This window comes from Escherichia sp. E2748, from assembly GCF_005781125.1.
Lineage (GTDB): Bacteria > Pseudomonadota > Gammaproteobacteria > Enterobacterales > Enterobacteriaceae > Escherichia.
In genome coordinates, this window is record NZ_VATP01000007.1 from 1 (window position 1) to 21922 (window position 21922).

The 21922-nt window shown below is 48.9% G+C and carries 23 protein-coding genes; 6 read left to right on the forward strand and 17 right to left on the reverse strand.

Features of this window, described 5'->3' with window-relative positions; all coding sequences use genetic code 11:
• Positions 1–71: 71 nt before the first annotated feature.
• The 4 genes from FEK42_RS08905 to FEK42_RS08920 all read right to left on the reverse strand — a co-directional run bounded on the left by FEK42_RS08905 (position 72) and on the right by FEK42_RS08920 (position 3664).
• Complete coding sequence (locus FEK42_RS08905; RefSeq protein ID WP_135492465.1) at positions 72–524, reverse strand: DcrB-related protein; 453 nt, start codon at positions 522–524, stop codon at positions 72–74.
• A gap of 51 nt (positions 525–575) precedes the next feature.
• A complete protein-coding gene (tssI, locus tag FEK42_RS08910) occupies positions 576–2570 on the reverse strand; it encodes a type VI secretion system tip protein TssI/VgrG (RefSeq protein ID WP_138211804.1) in 1995 nt (664 codons plus the stop codon).
• Positions 2571–2780: 210 nt separating this feature from the next.
• On the reverse strand, positions 2781–3137 hold the full coding sequence (locus FEK42_RS08915) for a hypothetical protein (protein ID WP_138211805.1): 357 nt from the start codon (positions 3135–3137) through the stop codon (positions 2781–2783).
• Positions 3134–3664 (reverse strand): type IV secretion protein Rhs, encoded by a 531-nt coding sequence (locus FEK42_RS08920; protein ID WP_135492461.1) that lies wholly within the window; start codon positions 3662–3664, stop codon positions 3134–3136. The genes FEK42_RS08915 and FEK42_RS08920 overlap by 4 nt, the downstream gene beginning before the upstream one ends.
• 973 nt (positions 3665–4637) lie before the next feature.
• Here FEK42_RS08920 and ansP point away from each other — a divergent pair.
• Positions 4638–6137, forward strand: a complete 1500-nt coding sequence (gene ansP / locus FEK42_RS08930; protein ID WP_135492459.1) for an L-asparagine permease — start codon at positions 4638–4640, stop codon at positions 6135–6137.
• Between the two features lie 80 nt (positions 6138–6217).
• Here the strand turns inward: ansP and FEK42_RS08935 are convergent, their stop codons facing one another.
• The gene (locus FEK42_RS08935) at positions 6218–7279 is read right to left on the reverse strand and encodes a YncE family protein (RefSeq protein ID WP_105268474.1); all 1062 of its coding nucleotides are present in this window, start codon (positions 7277–7279) and stop codon (positions 6218–6220) included.
• 240 nt (positions 7280–7519) lie between these two features.
• Here FEK42_RS08935 and pqqU point away from each other — a divergent pair, with 240 nt between their 5' ends.
• Positions 7520–9622 carry a TonB-dependent receptor PqqU gene (gene pqqU, locus FEK42_RS08945; RefSeq protein ID WP_135492455.1) on the forward strand — a complete coding sequence of 701 codons (2103 nt, stop codon included), beginning with the start codon at positions 7520–7522 and terminating at the stop codon, positions 9620–9622.
• A 142-nt stretch (positions 9623–9764) separates the two neighbouring features.
• Here pqqU and mcbR read toward each other — a convergent pair whose 3' ends face one another.
• Both mcbR and curA read right to left on the reverse strand, forming a co-directional pair.
• Complete coding sequence (gene mcbR, locus FEK42_RS08950; RefSeq protein WP_130210191.1) at positions 9765–10430, reverse strand: colanic acid/biofilm transcriptional regulator McbR; 666 nt, start codon at positions 10428–10430, stop codon at positions 9765–9767.
• A gap of 198 nt (positions 10431–10628) precedes the next feature.
• A complete protein-coding gene (gene curA, locus FEK42_RS08955; RefSeq protein ID WP_135492453.1) occupies positions 10629–11666 on the reverse strand; it encodes an NADPH-dependent curcumin/dihydrocurcumin reductase in 1038 nt (345 codons plus the stop codon).
• A 180-nt stretch (positions 11667–11846) separates the two neighbouring features.
• Between curA and mddA the strand changes: the two genes are divergently transcribed.
• Positions 11847–12365, forward strand: a complete 519-nt coding sequence (mddA, locus tag FEK42_RS08960) for an L-methionine sulfoximine/L-methionine sulfone acetyltransferase (protein WP_130210195.1) — start codon at positions 11847–11849, stop codon at positions 12363–12365.
• Positions 12362–12811 (forward strand): DMT family transporter, encoded by a 450-nt coding sequence (locus FEK42_RS08965; RefSeq protein ID WP_001548534.1) that lies wholly within the window; start codon positions 12362–12364, stop codon positions 12809–12811. Before mddA ends, FEK42_RS08965 begins: the two co-directional genes overlap by 4 nt.
• On the opposite strand, the gene ydcY is transcribed toward FEK42_RS08965, so the two are convergent.
• Both ydcY and FEK42_RS08975 read right to left on the reverse strand, forming a co-directional pair.
• The gene (gene ydcY, locus FEK42_RS08970; RefSeq protein WP_113649882.1) at positions 12812–13045 is read right to left on the reverse strand and encodes a DUF2526 family protein YdcY; all 234 of its coding nucleotides are present in this window, start codon (positions 13043–13045) and stop codon (positions 12812–12814) included. It abuts the gene before it with no gap.
• A gap of 85 nt (positions 13046–13130) precedes the next feature.
• Positions 13131–13304, reverse strand: coding sequence for a GhoT/OrtT family toxin (locus FEK42_RS08975; protein WP_135492451.1), 174 nt, complete (start codon positions 13302–13304; stop codon positions 13131–13133).
• 194 nt (positions 13305–13498) lie between these two features.
• On the opposite strand from FEK42_RS08975, the gene yncL reads away from it, so the two are divergent.
• Positions 13499–13594, forward strand: coding sequence for a stress response membrane protein YncL (yncL, locus tag FEK42_RS08980; RefSeq protein WP_074399477.1), 96 nt, complete (start codon positions 13499–13501; stop codon positions 13592–13594).
• A 98-nt stretch (positions 13595–13692) separates the two neighbouring features.
• Here the strand turns inward: yncL and patD are convergent, their stop codons facing one another.
• The 8 genes from patD to FEK42_RS09020 form a co-directional block, all read right to left on the reverse strand.
• The gene (gene patD / locus FEK42_RS08985; protein ID WP_130260845.1) at positions 13693–15117 is read right to left on the reverse strand and encodes an aminobutyraldehyde dehydrogenase; all 1425 of its coding nucleotides are present in this window, start codon (positions 15115–15117) and stop codon (positions 13693–13695) included.
• Positions 15118–15138: 21 nt separating this feature from the next.
• On the reverse strand, positions 15139–15933 hold the full coding sequence (locus FEK42_RS08990; protein WP_130260846.1) for an ABC transporter permease: 795 nt from the start codon (positions 15931–15933) through the stop codon (positions 15139–15141).
• Complete coding sequence (locus FEK42_RS08995) at positions 15923–16864, reverse strand: ABC transporter permease (protein WP_001251315.1); 942 nt, start codon at positions 16862–16864, stop codon at positions 15923–15925. Before FEK42_RS08995 ends, FEK42_RS08990 begins: the two co-directional genes overlap by 11 nt.
• On the reverse strand, positions 16865–17878 hold the full coding sequence (locus FEK42_RS09000; RefSeq protein WP_138211806.1) for an ABC transporter ATP-binding protein: 1014 nt from the start codon (positions 17876–17878) through the stop codon (positions 16865–16867).
• Between the two features lie 17 nt (positions 17879–17895).
• Complete coding sequence (gene ydcS, locus FEK42_RS09005) at positions 17896–19041, reverse strand: putative ABC transporter substrate-binding protein YdcS (RefSeq protein ID WP_135406548.1); 1146 nt, start codon at positions 19039–19041, stop codon at positions 17896–17898.
• Positions 19042–19282: 241 nt separating this feature from the next.
• Positions 19283–20692 (reverse strand): PLP-dependent aminotransferase family protein, encoded by a 1410-nt coding sequence (locus tag FEK42_RS09010; RefSeq protein WP_135492445.1) that lies wholly within the window; start codon positions 20690–20692, stop codon positions 19283–19285.
• Between the two features lie 79 nt (positions 20693–20771).
• A complete protein-coding gene (gene hicB, locus FEK42_RS09015; RefSeq protein WP_135492469.1) occupies positions 20772–21188 on the reverse strand; it encodes a type II toxin-antitoxin system antitoxin HicB in 417 nt (138 codons plus the stop codon).
• 43 nt (positions 21189–21231) lie between these two features.
• Complete coding sequence (locus tag FEK42_RS09020) at positions 21232–21408, reverse strand: type II toxin-antitoxin system HicA family toxin (RefSeq protein WP_130222688.1); 177 nt, start codon at positions 21406–21408, stop codon at positions 21232–21234.
• 221 nt (positions 21409–21629) lie between these two features.
• Between FEK42_RS09020 and FEK42_RS09025 the strand changes: the two genes are divergently transcribed.
• Positions 21630–21860: a YncJ family protein gene (locus tag FEK42_RS09025; RefSeq protein WP_130260851.1), complete on the forward strand. Its 231-nt coding sequence runs from the start codon at positions 21630–21632 to the stop codon at positions 21858–21860.
• Positions 21861–21922 lie beyond the last annotated feature (62 nt).

Genomic DNA, 21922 nt, shown 5'->3' on the forward strand with positions numbered 1-21922 from the left:
GACGTATGCAGCAGGGCATCACCCTGTCTTGCCGCCCAGAATGCATCTTCCATGTCCCGTTCCCTGTGTGATTAATTCGTCCTGGCTTCCTGCCGCATCCTGAAGCGCAGATTCTTTTTAATTTCAGCCCAGCGCGTCATATCTGCCGGGGTCAGCGGTGTGGTTCTGGCGTAGGTGAAGGCCATCATGACCCGCTCACCCGGCAATACAAATGCCACCTGACACTGGTACACCTGCTCGTTACCCCGGAGAAACTGGCTCTGTATTTCCAGCCCTTCCTCTGCGTCATTAATCCCCACGCGGGTCACCTGCACGGGCGTGTAGCGCAGTTCTTTTACCTGCTTTTCCAGCTTTTTCATTTGCTGTTCAACCTGAGATGCTAATTCATCTCCTTCCTGCATCTGGCCCCGGCTGATAATTAGTGCAGCGTCGGGATCGCTGAGGCGCAGCATATTAATCGTACTGTCCTGAATAATATTTCCAGGAAAAGTTACAACAGTTTCATTGAGATAGTACTCCGTCATAATGGTATGAGTCCTTTTTAATTAATGAATTATTTATTGATGGGTTTTTATTTATTTTTTAGTCATGAATGTGGCGTCTATCGCCAACTGAAGGGCTGTTTTCTCTAATGTTCCAGGCGGAGGTATATCTGCCGCTCTGTTATTCATATTTAAATCAAGCTGCCCTGATTGTGTATTTATTTTTCCATTCTCTGTTGAAGTAATATTAAAATTCTTACAGGTTATATTAAATATTCCGTCACTGGTCATTTGCAGGATAGTTTCTCCGCAGCTAAGAATAATGGAATCTCCCGCAGCAAGGCGTAAATTCTGCACTGTCTGAATCGTTTTATCCCTTCCGGCGAGAGAGATATCATCTGTCTGGACTGTTAGAGAACGTTTCTCACCAATAATCGCAGTTTCTGTTTTATCAATGACTTTAAGGCGATTATTGCCCACCCAATGGCTTTCATTATTATTTACTTCAATGCGTTGATCTTTCTCGGCATGCAACCAGATTTCTTCTCCGCCAGTTTTATCCTCAAAACGCAGGGCGTTAGCATTGGTTGGGCCGCCGCCGATGGTGTGGCTGTAAAACCCGCTTTGCGTCGCTGCGCCCGGTAGTCCCCACGGTGGCATGGTGTCCTGGTTGTATGTCCGCCCTACGATAATGGGTAAATCCGGATCACCATTTTTGAAATCCACCAGAACTTCCTGACCAATGCGCGGGATCTGAATGCCACCGAATCCTTTACCCGCCCACGGATAACTGACACGGACCCAGCAGGAACTGTTTTCATCATTCTTACCGTAACGATCCCAGCCAAACTGAACTTTCACCCTTCCATATTTATCTGTCCAGATTTCCTGTCCCGCCGGGCCGGTCACGATGGCGCTCTGTGGGCCTTTGGTGTGGGGTTTGCTCAGGGTTCGTTGCGGACGGTAAACTTCATTGGTGGGATGTAACTCAAAGCTGGTTGAGTAAGAGAAGTGCTGCTCCTGGCCGCTGTGTTGCGCATTGTCCTGTATAAATAGCGTGGTCTGTGCCAGCAGATATTCCCGGTTCACTTCGGCTGTCGGATAGTTTTCCAGGGTGAAGGTAAAACCTGTCATCAGGGTACGAATATTGCCGATGCCCTGTACCCGACTACCGGGGCTACGCTGTTCTTCCATGCGGATGCGTGTCAGCATTTCACCTTCACTCTTTGTGAAGTAGTCTCCCGGCCATTCATAGTGCTCATATTCAGCAAGGCCGGTTTCACGCGGATTAGCCACGGTGCTCTTCAGCAGTGAACGCGGCTTCATAAAGTCGAAATCATTCAGCACCCACTGTCCGCTGCGCAGGCTTTCATTTGCTGTGATGGTATGGATAAATTCCTTGTCCAGTTTCAGCCCTTCCTGGTAATAACACACCAGCGGCGAATCTGCGCATGCCTTGTGGACATTAATGGCATCAGCCAGCACTAACGTGTGACTGTTCTCGCTGTGCTCAAACCACCAGTAGATACCCCACTCCTGCATCAGGCGCTGAATAAAATCGAAATCTGTTTCACCGTACTGCACCTGCCAGGCACGAGTCGGATAATTTTCCACCAGTCGTTTTTCGACTGGCCAGGGGTACTCATCCAGTACCTCATCCAGAATGTCCACCACGTTTTTATTCTGAAACGCTTTGTAGTCACTAGTGTGGGTCAGTATTTTTAACCACGGTTCGATCCGCAGTTCATACACCACCGAACGTCCTTGATGACCAGCCACGCGTGCCGCCGTCACCAGCCCGCTGATATAACGTTTTCCGCCGCCATCCAATTCGATATGGACGCACAGATCTTTGCCCACCATCGGTTTGAGCTGCAGGTTAGCTGCGGGGGAAACATAGCCCAGGTTCAGGATGTCAGGAGTTTTTAATTTAATAGAATAAGTAAATAGTTCCCCTACTGTTTCTGTACCCCCCAAGCTTGCAAACAGTAACATTCCATCAGGAACTGCACTGCCGCTCAAAGTCACGTTATGTGTACCCGATCCAATTAGTGCACCGGATGGATAATCTGTAGCTGTAAAACTCATAATTAATCCTTTTAACTAGAAATGGCCAAGTGCTAATAAGAAATCTTACAGAGAGTAAAATATGCAATATATTCGTAGTTGGCATAAAACATCTCAATACTTATGAATACTACTGAAGATACTATCAACTATATATACCATAGTCATGTTAACCTGATGAAAATATTCACCTAAAGCACATTAATAAAATCAATGAAACTATTTAATTTGTTATTTAGTATGATTATCATCAAGTCTTAAAATACGCTCCCCTGACCTAATTATGCTAAAACCATAGTATTCTTTATCACTTCCGGAAGAGAGCATATATTTTCCGATATAAATAACATCTGGAGATAGCTTATTTATGTCAATACATACGGGATCGAACTGACCAGTCACTCTTTTCAGTTTTATTGCATTGCCATATTTACCTTCATATAAAATATAATTTGAAATCATATTCCCATCGTCTGGTTTTGAACAAACCCGTCCGCCTTGTAAATATATATTACCGGGCAACAATGGGCGAACATAATCACCAACAGTGCATCCCGACAAAAAGAGCAACAAAAAGAATCTCTTCATATGACGCCCGCAGGAAATGAATTAAGTACCTTTTTGTATTTTTTCGATAAAGTGTCCACTGATTCAGTTGTATCACCTACATAGTTAACATTTGCCAAATCAGCTACCAGTCCATAGTTAATCAATAGCCAATAATCAGAAACTATAGATGCTTGTTGTTCCATGGAATAAGAAGAAATTGACTGTAAATTAAGATCGTAATGATAATTTGCCGCCCAGGAAAATAAACCACGTAACTTAACTGAATACCCTTTCTGATATTGCCAAACATGCATCATTTCATGGATAAACAAGTGAGAAGCACCTGCTACTGTTTCACGATCGCCAGACATTGCTTGCGATGAAAAATCTGAACTATAAACAGCATCAGGATAATACATTTCCCCGTTTGGGGTCATCGCTGTTCTTTCCCCTTGACCTGGCAAATATTTTTCATTGTGGATCCATACCTTGTTATAATCAAGTGTATTCTCAAAAATCGATCTGGCTAATGTTAATTCACCAGATGTCATTCTCCTTAATGACATATCCTTCCTCCTGGAGATAATATTTTTCAGATAAAAAACAAACGCTCTTTTATTATTTATTAAATAGGGTTCTCTTTGATGTCAACATTTCCACTTTGTGCAGTATTGATGGCATCATCTTCATAGACAATGAAATCAAAGCAAGTTCTCAACGATTTCCATTACGATTCCTTAACATTGGTTCTCAGCATCTTTATTTATCTATCTTCAATATCAATAGTTGATGTAAATGATTGCACGGGTAACATAATTTTCATCAATTAATTAATATCTGTAAACGCTACCGCCCCACCCTGATATCTTAATCTGCACATAGCCATCTTAACGTTATGCCCCATACATTAGTAATGTAAATTAAGAATTCGGAATATATCAAATTCACTTCATAAATTAATATCGAGAATGATATACACATTAATTATATTGAAGTAATGTTTTAAGGGTTGTAATGTCCCTGGAACGGGACTAATTCAAGAAGTTTCTGTTGGGCAATAGCGCGTTTATCACCCTATATCCCTCTTACATTTTTTGGCATTTTCTGTAACGTCGGTAACTGGCATTTCTAATCAGCAATTGTATTGGTCTTTGGCGTATTACCCCTGAAACCAGTCATACGCTAGTCCTTCACTATTCAATGGTAATCAGCGACGACCAACCACACCAGTGTCCACTGCAACCACTGGCGTTCAGAGCAACGAACGAGTGGTGAAAAAGTCGGCGACCGTCGAGTATCATCGAACCCAAAGTGGTTTTTCCGTCATAATTTCATCAGGTTGCGGCTTTGTCGCTAGCCGCCATTATCCCCACACATTTATAGCGGGATTATTTTGCATCGTTACACGATAACGGGTAGGATTCTGCGCCGACAGTTATACCCATAAAGAATAATGGTGAATCTTGTCATCGCCAGGATGAATAAACATTGTTCATGGCAACTTATATGACTTTTTCATTAAAGCAATCAGGGAGAACAATGAGTAAACACGACACCGACACTTCAGATCAACACGCCGCGAAACGCCGCTGGCTTAATGCCCACGAAGAGGGGTATCACAAAGCGATGGGCAATCGCCAGGTGCAGATGATCGCCATCGGCGGCGCGATTGGCACCGGTTTGTTTTTAGGTGCAGGAGCCCGACTGCAAATGGCAGGTCCTGCGCTGGCACTGGTTTATTTAGTATGTGGCTTGTTTTCGTTTTTTATTCTGCGTGCATTGGGTGAGTTAGTATTACATCGCCCTTCCAGTGGCAGTTTTGTCTCTTATGCCCGAGAGTTTTTAGGAGAGAAAGCCGCTTACGTTGCTGGCTGGATGTACTTCATCAACTGGGCGATGACGGGGATTGTCGATATTACCGCCGTCGCTCTGTATATGCATTACTGGGGTGCGTTTGGCGGCGTGCCGCAGTGGGTCTTTGCGCTCGCTGCGCTGACCATCGTTGGCACCATGAATATGATCGGTGTGAAATGGTTTGCGGAGATGGAGTTCTGGTTTGCGCTTATTAAAGTGCTCGCCATTGTGACCTTTTTGGTCGTGGGTACAGTGTTCCTCGGTAGCGGTCAGCCGCTGGATGGCAACACCACTGGCTTTCATTTAATTACCGATAACGGCGGCTTCTTCCCCCACGGTTTGCTGCCTGCGCTGGTGTTGATTCAGGGCGTAGTGTTTGCTTTTGCCTCTATTGAAATGGTGGGTACAGCTGCCGGAGAATGTAAAGACCCGCAGACCATGGTGCCTAAAGCAATTAACAGTGTGATTTGGCGTATTGGTCTGTTTTACGTCGGCTCCGTGGTGTTGCTGGTTATGTTATTGCCGTGGAGCGCGTATCAGGCGGGGCAAAGTCCGTTCGTGACATTCTTCTCTAAACTGGGTGTGCCGTACATCGGAAGCATTATGAACATTGTAGTGCTGACCGCTGCCCTCTCCAGCCTGAACTCAGGTCTGTACTGCACCGGACGCATTCTGCGCTCGATGGCGATGGGCGGTTCCGCACCGAGTTTTATGGCGAAAATGAGCCGTCAGCATGTGCCGTATGCCGGGATCCTGGCGACGCTGGTCGTTTATGTTGTTGGCGTATTCCTTAACTATCTGGTGCCGTCTCGCGTATTTGAGATTGTCCTGAACTTCGCGTCGCTGGGAATTATCGCCTCGTGGGCGTTTATCATCGTGTGCCAGATGCGCCTGCGTAAAGCGATTAAAGAAGGCAAAGCAGCGGACGTCAGTTTTAAACTGCCTGGCGCGCCCTTCACATCCTGGCTGACGCTACTGTTTTTGCTGTGCGTGCTGGTGCTGATGGCGTTCGATTACCCGAACGGGACTTATACCATCGCTGCGCTGCCGATTATCGGTATTCTGCTGGTTATAGGCTGGTTTGGTGTGCGCAAACGCGTTGCTGAAATTCACAGCACTGCGCCAGTCATCGAGGAAGATGAAGAAAAACAGGAAATTGTGTTTAAGCCTGAAACGACGAGTTAATTGCATAATTGCTCGGTTTAAAGCCGGATGCGGCGCTAGCGCCGCATCCGGCTTACGAAAGACAAACTCCCCTGTGTCGATTACAGCGCAATACGAATCACATCGTCCGGCTGGGTAGCTTCCTGCTGTTTAGTGGATTTTTGTTTAACACTGACATACAGCGTTTTGCCATCGGCAGACAGCGCCAGGCTATTCGGATGAGTCGGCGTATCGAACGTTTTCACCACCTTATAGCTTTTCGCATCAATCACACTAACTTTACCCGCCTGACGATGCGTCACGTAGGCTTCATTACGCGCTGGGTTAAACAGCACAGCCAGTGATTCCGGTGCCGCAACCTTCGCCAGAATATTGCCATTACGGGTATCGACCACTAACACTTCTGCCGCTTTTGAATCGGTGATAAATGCACGCTGATTGGCGGTATCAAGGCTGATGTTGATAAAGAAGTGCTCTTTGCCGTCATCCAGCAGCTTTTTACGGCTGAGGATTTTATTGTCGGCGGTGTCGATGGTAATCAATTCGCCGTCAGCGTTAGTGGTGTAAAGACGTTTGCCTTTACTATCCAGCGCTAAACCAGTGCTCATTTTACCGGTGTTCTGGATGGCGGTTTTCAGTTTGATATTCTCGCCATCAACGACCCAAATCACGCTCTCTTTGCCAATACCACTGATGTAAACCGTGTTCGTGGCATCGTCAGCTACCAGCTCACGCGGCTGCAACGGGCGCACCTCTTCCGTGCGCTTACGATCATCCAGCACCAGACGCCCTTTCACTTCGCCCGTTTTGGCATCTATCGCCGTGACCGCGCTGTTTACGGTGTTACCAAACCACAACGTCTGAGTCGTGTTATTGATGGTGGCACCAAACGGCTTGAGATCGTTATGGATCGCCTGAGTCACTTCCAGAGTGACCGGATCGAGACGATAAACCACGCCGCCTTTATCCAGTTTGCGGCTTTGCGAAGTAGCAAGCCACAGCGCGTTCTCCTGCTGGCTATAAGCCATTTCGTAGGCACCTTTACCTACCGCTTTACGCAGCATTTCTTCTGCGGCCTGCGTACTGAATGATGAAGCAACGAGCAATGAACCTAACAGTAATGAACCACGCAGGCGCGATGAAAACAGATGACGTAAATGCATGACGACTCCCTTTGATGAACCGATATTTTTGCTGCTTCACAATGCTTCGCTGAGCGTAATCATCGTTACACTCTTGTTATAAATGGGAATGGTAATCATTATTTTCTCAAATGTGGAGTATTTCTTGTCGTCACGACTACAATTTTCTCAATTACTTAACGTATTGTGCCGTTTCGTTTTCCATAAATTTACAATTTTATTACCATGACGGCGTATTCCCATTCTTAACCTGGCTTTTTCATGAAGATTTTTTCCGTCCGACAGACCATTTTGCCCGCACTGATTGCCCTTTCTCCTTCCGCTTTTGCAACCAATGAACAAACCATGATTGTCAGTGCCGCGCCACAAGTGATTTCCGAGCTGGATACGCCAGCAGCCGTTAGCGCGGTGGATGGCGAGGAGATGCGCCTGGCAACACCGCGCATCAATTTGTCTGAATCACTGACCAGCGTGCCCGGTTTGCAGGTACAAAACCGGCAGAACTATGCGCAAGATTTACAGCTGTCGATTCGCGGATTTGGTTCCCGCTCCACTTACGGAATTCGCGGTATTCGCCTGTATGTGGACGGTATTCCCGCCACCATGCCCGACGGACAAGGGCAAACATCCAACATCGATTTAAGCAGTGTGCAAAATGTGGAAGTGCTGCGTGGCCCCTTCTCTGCCCTGTATGGCAACGCGTCTGGCGGGGTGATGAATGTCACTACTCAAACCGGGCAACAGCCGCCAACCATTGAAGCCAGTAGTTACTATGGCAGTTTTGGCAGCTGGCGCTATGGGCTGAAAGCAACGGGCGCAACGGGCGACGGCACACAGCCGGGCGATGTCGATTACACCGTCTCAACCACACGCTTTACGACCCACGGCTATCGTGACCATAGTGGTGCACAGAAAAATTTAGCCAATGCCAAACTGGGCGTACGCATTGATGACGCCAGCAAATTAAGCCTGATTTTCAACAGCGTGGATATCAAAGCAGATGATCCAGGTGGATTAACCGAAGCAGAATGGAAGGCGAATCCGCAACAAGCGCCACGCGCTGAACAGTACGACACGCGAAAAACCATCAAGCAAACTCAGGCTGGGCTGCGCTATGAGCGTAGCCTGAGTTCGCGGGATGATATGAGTGTGATGATGTATGCCGGAGAGCGAGAAACGACCCAGTATCAGTCAATCCCAATGACACCGCAACTTAACCCGTCGCATGCGGGCGGCGTGATTACTCTGCAACGCCATTACCAGGGGATAGACAGCCGCTGGACACACCGTGGTGAACTGGGCGTTCCGGTCACGTTCACTACCGGCCTGAACTACGAAAACATGAGTGAAAACCGCAAAGGCTACAATAATTTTCGCCTGAATAGCGGCGTGCCGGAGTACGGGCAAAAAGGTGAGTTGCGCCGCGACGAACGCAATCTGATGTGGAACGTCGATCCCTATTTACAGGCACAGTGGCAGCTGAGCGAAAAACTGTCGCTGGATGCTGGCGTGCGCTACAGCTCCGTATGGTTTGATTCCAACGATCATTACGTTACTCCGGGTAACGGCGATGATAGCGGTGATGCCAGTTATCACAAATGGCTACCAGCCGGATCGCTAAAATATGCAATGACCAATGCCTGGAATATCTATCTGGCAGCCGGGCGTGGTTTTGAAACACCGACGATTAATGAGTTGTCTTATCGCGCTGATGGGCAAAGCGGTATGAACTTTGGTTTAAAACCTTCCACCAACGATACAATTGAGATCGGCAGTAAAACGCGTATTGGTGATGGGTTGCTTAATCTCGCATTGTTCCAGACCGACACCGATGATGAAATTGTTGTCGATAGCAGTAGCGGTGGACGCACCACGTATAAAAATGCCGGTAAAACGCGTCGTCAGGGCGCTGAACTGGCATGGGATCAACGTTTCGCGGGAGATTTTCGCGTAAAAGCGTCCTGGACCTGGCTTGATGCCACCTATCGCAGCAATGTTTGCAGTGAACAGGATTGTAACGGTAACCGGATGCCAGGGATCGCCCGTAATATGGGTTTTGCGTCGATAGGTTATGTACCGGAAGATGGCTGGTATGCAGGCACGGAAGCGCGTTACATGGGCGATATTATGGCAGATGATGAAAATACGGCCAAAGCGCCTTCTTATACTCTCGTCGGCTTATTCACCGGGTATAAATACAATTACCACAATCTAACTATGGATTTATTTGGTCGTGTCGATAATTTATTCGATAAAGAATATGTCGGATCGGTGATTGTTAATGAATCAAATGGTCGATATTACGAACCAGCTCCCGGGCGTAATTATGGTGTCGGCGTGAATATCGCATGGCGATTTGAATAACTATACTCTAAATAATTCGAGTTGCAGCGGCCCCGTAAGGGGTGAGGCCCATGGATGGGCCGAATAACCCGCAGACGCAGCACATGCAACTTGAAGTATGACGAGTATACATTGATGCCCGATATTTGCCGGGCGTTTTAATTTAACAACTGTATTGCTGGCACAACATAGCAACGTTTTTTTGCATAATTTCAGCAAGACAATGTCTGCATCCCTCTTTGTCTTTTGCTTTTAACGCGGCGAATAGTACATGATAGCTTTCAATACGCTCACGTAATTCTGCTGGATTAATCGCTTCATAAAGATAATGTAAACCAGGTCCCATCCTGACCCATAATTGCTCAATCATTTCACACAGAATGGGCATTTTTGAACGATGGTAAATCGCTAAGCGAAATAGTTTGTTTGCATTAATGAGTTGTTCCATATCGCCGTTTTCTTGCGCCTGCTGTAATTTCTCGAGCAATTCCTGAAGTTCCGCTATGTCTTGCGAGGAAATGTTTTCAACAGCCAGGGCAACTGCCATTAATTCCAGTTCGTAGCGGATCCGATTGATTTCGTCTAATTGACTTTGCCTTACTTCCGGTACTGTAAATGCTTGTGCAGGTGCGACAGAGAGCGCATTAACCGAAACCAGGCGTAATAGTGCTTCACGCACGGGTGTAATACTCATGCCTAATTGCTCCGCCAGATTTTTAGTGATCAAGCGTGCGCCAGGTTTCAGTGCACCAATACTAAGCTGATGTTTCAGGTCGTTCTCAACCTGCATAGTCAAACTGATATGCGATATTTTTTCCGTTCCAGGCATGTTATTTCCTTCAGGTGTATTCGTTCCAACTCTGCCGGTATAGCAGAAGTCGTTTACCTGGTGTATGAAGCTGAATAATCATTATCCACTCATCTTTATTGTTATTAGCTACAGAACAGTGATGTGATTAGTTAATTAAAGCTGGAAATAAGATTTTTGCCTGGATTTTTGTGGCGGCTTTACGCCGCCGCCGTATCTTTAGTCATCACCCGCGACATGAATAACAACTTTGCCGAAGTTTTTGCCGCTCAGCAGGCCGATAAACGTCTGCGGTGCGTTCTCCAAACCGTTGGTAATTTGTTCACGATAGTGAATTTTACCCTCTTTCACCCATTGTCCCATCTCCTGCTGGAACTCATGGATTCGGTGGCCATAATCCTGACTGATAATAAAGCCTTGCAGGCGAATACGTTTTTTCAGCACCGTGGCCATCAACAACGGTAAACGGTCTGGCCCCGATGGCAACTCCGTCGCATTATAGCCGCTTACTAAGCCACAGACAGGAATACGCGCGGAGGTATTAAGCAACGGCAGCACGGCATCAAACACCTTCCCGCCAACGTTTTCATAATAGATATCAATCCCTTTCGGACACGCTTTCGCCAGCTGCCCGGCAAAATCATCCGCGTGGTGGTCAAGGCAAACATCGAAGCCCAGCACCTCGGTAGCATGGCGGCATTTTTCCGCGCCACCGGCCACTCCAACTACCCTACAACCTTTAAGTTTTCCGATTTGCCCCACCGTCGCACCCACTGGTCCTGTCGCTGCAGCAACCACCAACGTTTCGCCCTCTTTGGGCTGACCGATATCCAGCAGGCCCATATAAGCGGTAAAGCCGGGCATCCCCAGCACACCCAGTGACCACGAAGGATTTTGCGGATGATCGCCAAGTTTCACCAGTTCATCGCCACTGGATATGTCATAGTCCTGCCATCCACTGTAGCCAAGCACCCAGTCGCCAGGCTGGTAATCAGGATGATTCGACTCCACGACACGGCTCACCGTACCGCCGACCATCACCCCGCCAATATCAACGGGCGGTGAATAAGATGGCTCATCGCTCATTCGTCCACGCATATACGGGTCCAGTGACAAATAAACTGTGCGCAGTAACACCTGTCCTTCACCCGGTGTGGCGACATCATCTTCTTCAAGACGAAAATTCTCCGGAACCGGCGCGCCATGCGGACGCGAGGCCAGAACCCAACGGCGGTTACGCTGCTTTTGTTGCCCCATAATGCTCTCCTGTGCTTTTGGCATGAATCGATCAATGGTAGCAGGCACACGTGGTTATATTTGTCTGTATGCATCACATTCCTCCCACAACACGCAATAATTTCATTGTAGATTGCGTTGCTTCCGGCTGTTTTCGATAGTATTGATAACATCATCATCAATATTTAATCGAGGCCAGATATGTCCATCCGTTTTGCCTGCAAAGCCGATTGTGCTGCTATTGCGGAAATTTATAACCACGCCGTGTTGTATACGGCGGCTATCTGGAATGACCAAACTGTGGATGCAGATAACCGCATTGCCTGGTTTGAAGCGCGGACTTTAGCAGGTTATCCAGTGCTGGTGAGCGAGGAAAACGGCGTAGTGACGGGATATGCCTCGTTTGGCGACTGGCGTAGTTTCGATGGTTTTCGCCATACCGTGGAACATTCGGTTTATGTCCATCCCGATCATCAGGGCAAAGGTCTTGGGCGTAAATTGTTAAGCCGATTGATCGATGAAGCGCGGGATTGCGGGAAGCATGTCATGGTCGCCGGGATCGAATCGCAAAATCTGGCCTCGCTGCATCTCCACCAGTCTCTGGGATTTGTCGTCACCGCACAAATGCCGCAGGTAGGCACTAAATTTGGTCGTTGGCTGGATCTGACATTTATGCAGTTGCAACTCGACGAGCGCACTGAACCGGACGCGATTGGATGAATCAGTCGCTCACCCTTGCCTTTTTGATTGCCGCCGGAATTGGCCTGGTGGTGCAAAACACGCTGATGGTGCGCATCACCCAGACCTCCTCTACCATTCTCATCGCCATGTTGCTGAACTCACTGGTGGGGATTGTGCTATTCGTCTCCATTTTATGGTTTAAACAAGGGATGGCAGGGTTTGGCGAACTGGTTTCCAGTGTGCGTTGGTGGACACTGATTCCTGGCTTGCTGGGATCATTTTTTGTCTTTGCCAGTATCAGCGGATATCAGAATGTGGGGGCAGCTACGACCATTGCAGTACTGGTCGCCAGTCAGTTGATTGGAGGGCTGGTGCTGGATATTTTGCGTAGCCATGGCGTGCCATTACGGGCGTTGATCGGCCCAATTTGTGGCGCAATTTTACTTGTGGTTGGCGCCTGGCTGGTGGCCAGACGCTCGTTTTAATCACAGGATAGTGCCGCCTTTGGTTAACTGTTCGTGGCGAGCTTCCATATCTTCTTTATGCTTACGCCCGTGATGAGCGATTGCTGTACGCAAACGCTGCTGCTGAGTGTAACGTTCCTCCCGGCTTAACTCTGCGTCATCGCTCAGGGCGATTAATAATTCGTTCATATGGGCAATGACGCTCTCATCAATCGCTGCATCCACGCGTGCGATGACCTCTTCCAGATGCGACATACTTTCTCCTTAGCCACTTGTGAAAATTATCGATTCTCCCAAATGATATAAGTCTGCGTTGTGCCGTCAAGCTAGTGCTCAAGATTTAAAACAGCGAAAACAGCAGCGCCACTGGAAAACTCATCGGCCAGGTCACCGCCACCAGGAAGGCGCTCAGAAAACGAATGTGCTTCTTCTCGTGGGAAAGAAACCAGGTAGTAACAAACGCGATAGCTGCCATAACAGCATAAAAAACAATCAGGTATTGATAAAGAGACATGTACAGGCATCCAGCCAGAGGAATAAAACGCGCGCAAATATGCGTTATTTTTTGATGCACATCAAGTTTTTCAACCCGTTTGAGATATTTCCATAACCCGGGAGCTGCCCTTGTCCATCTTCAGAATGAGTATTATTGCAGATTTACTTAACCCGTACTATACACATAGGGGCTATGACAAAAGGTGGCAAAATATGAATGTTTCCAGTAGAACTGTAGTGCTTATAAATCTCTTTGCTGCTGTTGGATTGTTTGCTCTTATCTCTATGAGATTTGGTTGGTTTATTTGATGTAGCGATATTTCACGCAGTACACACTGTCAGAGAGATATCAACTCTCTGACAGTGCGTTAGATCTTCTCACACTCTCCCTGGCTACAATATTATCCTTAATGTTTAACCATTACGTGGCGGACAACGGTGTAATCCTCCAGCCCATAAAGTGACATATCCTTGCCATAACCTGAAAGTTTCTGACCACCGTGCGGCATTTCACTTACCAGCATGAAATGGGTATTGACCCATGTGCAGCCATATTGCAGACGTGCACTAACGCGATGCGCCCGCCCCACATCTTTCGTCCACACTGAAGAGGCTAAACCATACTGGCTATCATTTGCCCAGTTCACTACCTGTTCTTCATTATCGAAGACAGTCACGCTCACCACTGGACCAAATACCTCTCTTTGAACGATAGCATCTTCTTGCAACGCGCCTGCCAGCAGCGTCGGCATATAGTAATAACCGTTACCTTTTCGTTTCTCCCCGCCGGTGATCACTTTAATGTGTCCCGTCGCTTTCGCCTCTTCCACTGCTTTGCTGACGCGGTCGAGATGAGCCTGGGAACTCAACGGCCCCAGTTCCGTTGATTCGTCATCCGGCGCGCCCGATTTCAAGGTTGCGACAGCGGCGCCGAGTTTTTCCACCAGCGCATCGTAAATGCCTTTTTGCGCATAGATTCGACAAGCTGCGGTGCAATCCTGTCCAGCGTTGTAATAACCAAACGTGCGGACACCTTCAACCACAGCTTCAATATCAGCATCATCAAAAACAATGACCGGAGCTTTGCCGCCTAACTCCATGTGGGTGCGCTTAATGGATGGCGCGGTATGGCTGATGATGTGCTCACCGGTGGCGATAGACCCCGTCAGCGAAACCATGCGCACTTTTTGATGCCCGGTCAGCGGATCGCCCACGGTCTGGCCCCGGCCAAACAGTACGTTGATCACGCCCGGCGGGAAGATATCTTTCGCCAGCTCTGCCAGTTTTAGTGCGGTCAGCGGCGTGATTTCTGATGGCTTCAGTACCACGCAGTTCCCCGCCGCCAGTGCCGGAGCCAGTTTCCATGCAGCCATCATCAATGGGTAATTCCAGGGGGCAATAGAAGCCACAACGCCCAGCGGATCGCGGCGGATCATCGAAGTATGTCCCTCGAGATATTCTCCTGCCGCCAGACCATTCAGGCAGCGAGCAGCTCCGGCGAAAAAGCGAAAAACATCGACAATCGCAGGAATTTCATCATTGAACGCACTATGCAGAGGCTTGCCACAGTTACGAGACTCCAGTTCGGCAAAAACCTGACCATTTTCTTCAATAACATCAGCCAGTTTCAGCAGGCATTCTGCGCGCACCTTCGGCGTCGTTTGCCCCCATTCGGCAAATGCCGCATCTGCCGCGCGAACAGCAGCATCAACTTGCTCTGCCGATGCCTCGGCAATCTCCAGTAAAACGTCCCCCGTTGCCGGATTATAGACAGGCTGTTTTTCCCCTTCGCCGCTAACCAGTTCTCCGTTAATCAGTAACTTATGCTGCATAGCATATTCCTGTATCAGTGGTTATTGACCATTGTCGCCTTCGCGGGTTAGCCACCAGGCCCCCAGGATCGGCAAGGTTGTTACCAACATAACCAGCAGTGCCACCACGTTGGTTACCGGTACATCACGTGGTCGCCCAAGCTGATTGAGCAACCACAACGGTAACGTCCGTTCATGGCCTGCCGTAAAGGTCGTAACGATGATTTCATCGAACGACAAGGCAAACGCCAGCATCCCTCCTGCCAGTAGCGCCGAACTGAGATTTGGCAACACCACATAACGAAAGGTTTGCCAGCCATTAGCCCCAAGATCCATTGACGCCTCAACCAGACTCCACGAGGTGCGGCGAAAACGGGCAATGACATTGTTAAACACCACCACTACGCAAAAAGTCGCATGCCCGACCACGATGGTGAAAAATCCCGGCTCCAGATTGATGGTTTTAAACGCGGTTAATAACGCCAGACCAGTAACAATGCCTGGCAGCGCAATAGGCAGCAGCAGTAACAGAGAAATGGCGTTTTTGCCGAAAAAGTCTCGTCGCCACAGCGCGGCAGCTGCCAGCGTCCCTAACACCAGCGCAATTAATGTTGCCAGCGCCGCCACTTTAAGTGACAGTGTCACGGCATCAAGAATATCACTACGCTGTGCTGCCACGCTAAACCAGCGCAGTGTCAGACCTTGCGGGGGGAAGCTAAATGCTGCTTCTTCAGTATTAAAAGCATAGGCAGCAATAATAAGGATGGGAAAATGTAGGAAAACCACGCCGCCCCAGGCCGCCAGTTTGAGGAAAAACGGTGCGCGTTCAGAGTGCATCGAACGCTCCCAGACGTTTCACGAACGCCAGATAGAGTGCGATAAGGACTATCGGCACCAGAGTAAAAGCCGCAGCCATCGGCATATTGCCAATCGCTCCCTGCTGGGAGTAGACCATATTGCCGATAAAATACCCTGGCGGGCCAACCAGCTGTGGGACGATAAAATCACCCAGTGTGAGCGAAAAGGTAAAGATAGAGCCAGCCGCGATGCCTGGGATCGCCAGCGGCAGCACCACATAACGAAAGGTTTGCCGTGGACGCGCGCCAAGATCAGCCGACGCCTGCAACAATGACGGCGGCAAACGCTCAAGCGCCGCCTGCACAGGCAGGATCATGAACGGCAACCAGATATAGAGAAACACCAGAAAGCGCCCTAGCCCAGAAGTTGACAGCGTATTACCGCCCACCGCTGGTAATGTAAGGAACGCTGTCAGCAGTGGTTCCAGCCCCAGATGTTGTAAAAACCACTGCGCCACACCGTCTTTAGCCAGCAATAAGGTCCAGGCATAGGCTTTAACAATGTAGCTTGCCCACATGGGCAACATCACCGCAATGTAAAAGAACGCTTTCATTTTGCCGCTGGTATAGCGCGCCATATACCACGCCATCGGAAAGGCCAGAATGGCACTGGCGATAGTGACTGCCACAGCCATTGTCAGTGTGCGGAGAATGATGTCGTAATTCGCCGGATTAAACAGCGCACGGATATTCGCCAGCGTCAGTTCCGGCGTTACCGACATGGTGAAATCGTCAAAGGTATAAAAGCCCTGCCACAACAACGTCAGCAGCGAGCCGAAATAGACAATACCAAACCACATTAGAGGGCCAAGCAGCAGCAAAAACAGCCCCAGCCCCGGATTACGCCAGAAGAAACCGGACACCTTACCCAGACCAGGACGTGAAGGTGATTGCAATACGTTCATCGCCATTCACCTCTCCTCAACCAGTGGCACCATCACATCACGCGCCCAGGAAACCATCACCTGTTGCCCAGCCGTGAGCGTGTTGGGTAAGTCTTCGCCCGTTACATTTGCCTGGCTAACCAGCAGTTTTTCACCGCTGTTAAGTTTCAGTTCAAAACGTGTGGCTGCCCCCTGATATTGCACCGCCTGAATCGTGCCATTGGCCTGCACTTCACCTGGTGTATTCAGGCGAATATGTTCCGGCCGCAGGGCAAAACTGCCCACCATGCCGCAAAGATTCTCGGCCATTAGCGGATCAAAAACGTTGGATGTCCCGACGAATCCCGCAACAAACGGCGTGCGCGGGCGCATATAGAGATCGCGCGAGGAATCGACCTGTTCAATGCGTCCATTATTGAAAACCGCCACACGATCAGACATCGATAACGCTTCGCCCTGATCGTGGGTAACGAAAATAAAAGTGATACCGAGCGACTGTTGCAGCTTTTTCAGCTCAAGCTGCATTTGTTCGCGCAATTTGAGATCCAGTGCGCCGAGCGGTTCATCCAGCAACAACACGCGCGGTTCGTTCACCAGTGCTCTGGCGATGGCGACTCGCTGGCGCTGACCACCAGAAAGCTGTGACGGTTTACGTTGCTGTACAAACCCCAACGCCACTTTCTCCAGCGCCTCTTGCGCCATTGCGTACCGCTGCTTTTTATCCACGCCTTTAACCATCAGCCCGTAGGCCACATTCTCGAGAATCGACATATGGGGAAACAGCGCGTAGTCCTGGAAGACGGTATTCACGTCCCGCTCCCACGGCGGTAGATTACTGGCCGGTTTGCCAAAGATAGCAATCGCCCCGCCGGAAAGCTGTTCGAAGCCAGCAATCAGGCGCAGGCAGGTGGTTTTGCCGGAACCGGACGGTCCCAGCATAGAGAAGAACTCACCATCTTTTATCGCAATACTGACGCCATCTACCGCGCGCACGTCGCCGTACAACCGCGAGACGTTGTCAAACTCCACTGCGTACGTCATAAAACACCCCAGCGAAGTTAGCGACCGCCCATAATGGCAATGTAATCCTGCGTCCAGCGACTGTAGGGAACAAACTTGCCCCCTTCGGCTATAGGCGTTTTCCAGAAGGCAATTTTATCGAAATAGTTAAAGCCGTTGGTTTCACAGCCTTTATCGCCCAGCAACGGACTGGCTTTGCAGCCTTCCGGTACTACCGGCAGCGAACCAAACCAGGCCGCTACATCGCCCTGCACCTTCGGCGTTAATGACCAGTTCATCCATTTGTAGGCACAAACCGGATGTTTCGCTTCGCTATGTAACATAGTGGTGTCAGCCCAACCGGTAACGCCCTCTTTCGGGAAGACGGTGGCGATCGGTTGGCCTTCGGCTTTCAATGCGTTGGCCTGATACGGCCAGGCACTGGAAGCGACCACTCCCTCGTTTTTGAAATCGCTCATTTGCACGGTAGTGTCATGCCAGTAGCGATGGATCAAACTATGTTGATCGCGCAGCACTTTCAGTACCGCCTGATATTGTTGTTCGGTGAGTTGGTATGGATCGGAGATACCCAACTGCGGCTGAGTCGCTTTGACGAACAGCGCAGCATCTGCAATGTAGATAGGGCCGTCATAAGCCTGTACGCGGCCTTTATTACTCTGACCGTCCGGTAGATTCTGCTCAACAAAAACCACTTGCCAGCTATCTGGTGGTGTCGGGAAGGTTTTGGTGTTGTACATCAACAGGTTCGGACCCCATTGATATGGCGTGCCATAGACTTTTCCACCCACGTTAAACCAGTCGCCTTTAACCACGCGCGGATCGAGCATTTTCCAGTTGGGAATCAATGCGGTATTAATCGGCTGCACGCGTTTACCCATAATCAAACGCAGCGAGGCATCGCCGGACGCCGTGACCAGATCGTAACCTCCTTTGGTCATCAGGCTGACCATTTCATCGGAAGTCGCCGCAGTTTTCACATTGACCGCACAACCTGTTTCTTTTTCAAATTGCGTCACCCAGTCGTATTGTTTATCGGTTTGTCCGCGTTCGATGTATCCCGGCCAGGCGATAATATCCAGTCGTCCTTCCGGTTTATCCAAATTGGTAGGCTGTTCGGCGGCGTGGGCGGTCATTAATGTCATGGTAAGCGCACACAGGCTGCTGCGGGCAAATGTCTTGCTCATAAAGTCTTACTCCTGTCGTAATTAATTGTTCAGCCGCCGTGCCGTAAAAATATCTCCTTGTTTAACCATAGACGGCGGCTTGCAGGCGCACCCTCGCCCCCGAGAAAATTTAATCAGGATGTGAGCTAACGCGCATTATGCCGTTTGAGAAGCTATCTTCTGGAGTATAGACAAGGGGTTAGGAAATATAGCTTCTATTCGAAATTCATATTACCCAACCTGAGAGAAATTAAATGGGGATCTATTTCAGGTATTCTTTAATAAGGTGACCTAATTGTTTAACCGCCTGTTCTTCGCGCTCCCCCCACTGCCATGCAGTATTAAAACGGAAAAAACGGGACCAACTTTCGCCAGTAGAAAACATTTTACCCGGCGCAATGCTGATGTGATGCGCCAATGCCTGAACACTTAATTCGCCCGCATCTAACGGTTCGGGAAGCTCCAGCCAGAGAAAATAACCGCTGTCATTATGATGAATTTTTACTTCCGCAGGCAGATAACGCAGCAGCGCCTGCCAGGCACGTTGTTTACGTTCCGCAAGCTGGCGACGTAGACGACGAAGATGGGCATCGTAACGGCGAGTAGAAAGGTAATCCACCAGTGCAAGCTGCATTGGCGAACTTGTGGAAAGCGTGCTCATCAACTGCAATCGCTGGATTTTGCGTGCATGTATTCCGGCGGCGACCCAACCAATGCGAAAACCTGGCACCAGACATTTAGAAAATGATGAGCAAAGCAGTACACCATCGTGACGATCCCACGCTTTCGCGGGTAGCGGTTTTTCCCGACCAAAGTAAAGCTCACTGTAAACGTCATCTTCAATTAACATCACGTTGTACTGATTGAGCAACTCTACCAGCCGCGCTTTTTTCTGTGGCGTTAAGGTAAATCCGAGTGGATTCTGGCTATTAGTCATTAGCCAGCAGGCTTTGACCGGATACTCCTGTAACGCCAGTTCCAGCGCCTGAAGATCTATCCCGTCTTTAACGTCCGTCGCTACCGATAACGCCTTCAGCCGTAACCGCTCCAGTGCCTGCAACGCGCCGTAGAAACAAGGATTCTCGACAATCACCCAATCGCCCGGTTCAGTGACCGCTTGCAAACTGAGGTTTAATGCCTCTAACGCCCCGGCGGTAATGACAATTTCATCAGGAATAATAGTGATGCCCTGTAAGGCATAGCGACGAGCAATAGCCTGACGCAGTTCTGCATTCCCTGGTGGCAAGTTTTCAATCACGCTCATCGCCGTGGCGGTTTTGCTTACCTGCGCCAGCGAGCGGTTTAGTTGTTGGAGGGGGAAAAGTCGCGGGTCGGGAAAGGCCGAGGCAAACGGCACCACTGACGGATCGCGACTGGCCTGCAACATATCAAAAATATAGGTGTTAATATCGACCGTTTCATCACGCGTTACCGGAATAGCAGGTGCCTGCGGTGATTTCACCGTGCGCGGCGCAACGTAATAACCTGACTGCGGCCGCGCAATAATATACCCCTGACTTTCGAGCAACTGATAAGCATGACCGACAGTCATAAAGCTCATGCCAGAAATCGCAACCTGTTCACGTAGAGAAGGCAGGCGATCGCCGGGTTGCCAGATGCCTGACGCAATTTGCTCACGTAATAGTTCTGCGAGCTGCTGGTATTTTTTCATTAATTGGATCGTTATTATGTGCAGGTGATCCGGCAGTCTATATCAGTTGTTAAAAATGACAACTTTACGTTAACTGTAATTAAACCATTACCAGCGATAACTCTTTGCCCAGGGCTTTAGCCGCAAGCTGGACGGCGTCGATTTTTGTCGCATGATGCAAATCAAACAAGCGAGTGATCTCCTGCCTGGGTTTACCAATCCGCCTCGCCAGCTCTTGCTGGGTGATATCTGACTGTAAAAAAGCATTTAACAGCAATACCTTAGAAGCGACACTTAAAGGCACTTCAATAAAGTGATCGTTTTTATTTAATGGCGAAGGCAACGGGATTAGCTCGTTATCTTCAAAATAAAAATCAAATGCGGTGAGTAAGGCATCTTTGGCTGCTTCTATCGCTTCAGCGACAGTTTCTCCCTGCGTTAACGCTTCAGGGATATCTACAAAAGAAACCACATAACCGCCTTCCGGCGCAGGTGTAAGAGTGACGGGATAACGCATAATTTTGACTGTCTCTCGCATGTCATTAACCTTCTTATGGCGATTAATTTAAACCGAGTTGTTTCAGGATTGCTTTACGCAATGGTTCTTTTATCTCGTCACTGGGGGGACGCGGCATGACACTACGTCGCCCCTGAAACCTGAGTTTCAAATGGTGGCTGCCATTCGCCACATCTACGCCCTGAGATTCGAGCCAACGTCTGAACTCGCTTTGTTTCACATCGCCTCCCTGCCGCTGAGTATATCAACAAAGTAAACATTAATGTTTACCTCCTTTTTTAATTTGCTCGAAAATAGCACTAATTCGCCGCAACGGTGAAAAGCAGTGCCAAATCAGGAAGGCAGGTTCCAGAAATTCTTTGCGCTAATTTGCAAAACAGAATAATAACTTAAAGAAACTATCGGCATCATAGCGGCAAAGTGTAATAAACGGGTGGCGGGATGTTTACGAAAGCGTTATCGGTAGTCTTATTAACGTGTGCGCTGTTCTCTGGTCAGCTGATGGCAGGACACAAAGGACATGAATTTTTGTGGGTGAAGAATGTGGATCATCAACTGCGTCATGAGGCGGACAGCGATGAATTGCGGGCTGTGGCGGAAGAATCGGCGGAAGGTTTGCGCGAGCATTATTACTGGCAAAAATCACGCAAACCAGAAACGGGACAACCTTGAGTCGTTTGTTGCCGGATGCGGCATGAACGCCTTATCCGGCAACAATATCATGCAGCTTCAAT

What these genes read in the sequence shown, in the direction of transcription:
- FEK42_RS08920 (WP_135492461.1), bottom strand. Translation starts at nt 3,664, where the DNA reads ATGTCATTAAGGAGAATGACATCTGGTGAATTAACATTAGCCAGATCG.
- ansP (WP_135492459.1), top strand. Translation starts at nt 4,638, where the DNA reads ATGAGTAAACACGACACCGACACTTCAGATCAACACGCCGCGAAACGC.
- FEK42_RS08990 (WP_130260846.1), bottom strand. Translation starts at nt 15,933, where the DNA reads ATGCACTCTGAACGCGCACCGTTTTTCCTCAAACTGGCGGCCTGGGGC.
- patD (WP_130260845.1), bottom strand. Translation starts at nt 15,117, where the DNA reads ATGCAGCATAAGTTACTGATTAACGGAGAACTGGTTAGCGGCGAAGGG.
- FEK42_RS09025 (WP_130260851.1), top strand. Translation starts at nt 21,630, where the DNA reads ATGTTTACGAAAGCGTTATCGGTAGTCTTATTAACGTGTGCGCTGTTC.
- tssI (WP_138211804.1), bottom strand. Translation starts at nt 2,570, where the DNA reads ATGAGTTTTACAGCTACAGATTATCCATCCGGTGCACTAATTGGATCG.
- ydcY (WP_113649882.1), bottom strand. Translation starts at nt 13,045, where the DNA reads ATGTCGCATCTGGAAGAGGTCATCGCACGCGTGGATGCAGCGATTGAT.
- mcbR (WP_130210191.1), bottom strand. Translation starts at nt 10,430, where the DNA reads ATGCCTGGAACGGAAAAAATATCGCATATCAGTTTGACTATGCAGGTT.
- FEK42_RS08905 (WP_135492465.1), bottom strand. Translation starts at nt 524, where the DNA reads ATGACGGAGTACTATCTCAATGAAACTGTTGTAACTTTTCCTGGAAAT.
- mddA (WP_130210195.1), top strand. Translation starts at nt 11,847, where the DNA reads ATGTCCATCCGTTTTGCCTGCAAAGCCGATTGTGCTGCTATTGCGGAA.
- FEK42_RS09000 (WP_138211806.1), bottom strand. Translation starts at nt 17,878, where the DNA reads ATGACGTACGCAGTGGAGTTTGACAACGTCTCGCGGTTGTACGGCGAC.
- curA (WP_135492453.1), bottom strand. Translation starts at nt 11,666, where the DNA reads ATGGGGCAACAAAAGCAGCGTAACCGCCGTTGGGTTCTGGCCTCGCGT.
- ydcS (WP_135406548.1), bottom strand. Translation starts at nt 19,041, where the DNA reads ATGAGCAAGACATTTGCCCGCAGCAGCCTGTGTGCGCTTACCATGACA.
- FEK42_RS09010 (WP_135492445.1), bottom strand. Translation starts at nt 20,692, where the DNA reads ATGAAAAAATACCAGCAGCTCGCAGAACTATTACGTGAGCAAATTGCG.
- yncL (WP_074399477.1), top strand. Translation starts at nt 13,499, where the DNA reads ATGAATGTTTCCAGTAGAACTGTAGTGCTTATAAATCTCTTTGCTGCT.
- FEK42_RS08975 (WP_135492451.1), bottom strand. Translation starts at nt 13,304, where the DNA reads ATGTCTCTTTATCAATACCTGATTGTTTTTTATGCTGTTATGGCAGCT.
- hicB (WP_135492469.1), bottom strand. Translation starts at nt 21,188, where the DNA reads ATGCGTTATCCCGTCACTCTTACACCTGCGCCGGAAGGCGGTTATGTG.
- FEK42_RS08965 (WP_001548534.1), top strand. Translation starts at nt 12,362, where the DNA reads ATGAATCAGTCGCTCACCCTTGCCTTTTTGATTGCCGCCGGAATTGGC.
- FEK42_RS08995 (WP_001251315.1), bottom strand. Translation starts at nt 16,864, where the DNA reads ATGGCGATGAACGTATTGCAATCACCTTCACGTCCTGGTCTGGGTAAG.
- pqqU (WP_135492455.1), top strand. Translation starts at nt 7,520, where the DNA reads ATGAAGATTTTTTCCGTCCGACAGACCATTTTGCCCGCACTGATTGCC.
- FEK42_RS08915 (WP_138211805.1), bottom strand. Translation starts at nt 3,137, where the DNA reads ATGAAGAGATTCTTTTTGTTGCTCTTTTTGTCGGGATGCACTGTTGGT.
- FEK42_RS08935 (WP_105268474.1), bottom strand. Translation starts at nt 7,279, where the DNA reads ATGCATTTACGTCATCTGTTTTCATCGCGCCTGCGTGGTTCATTACTG.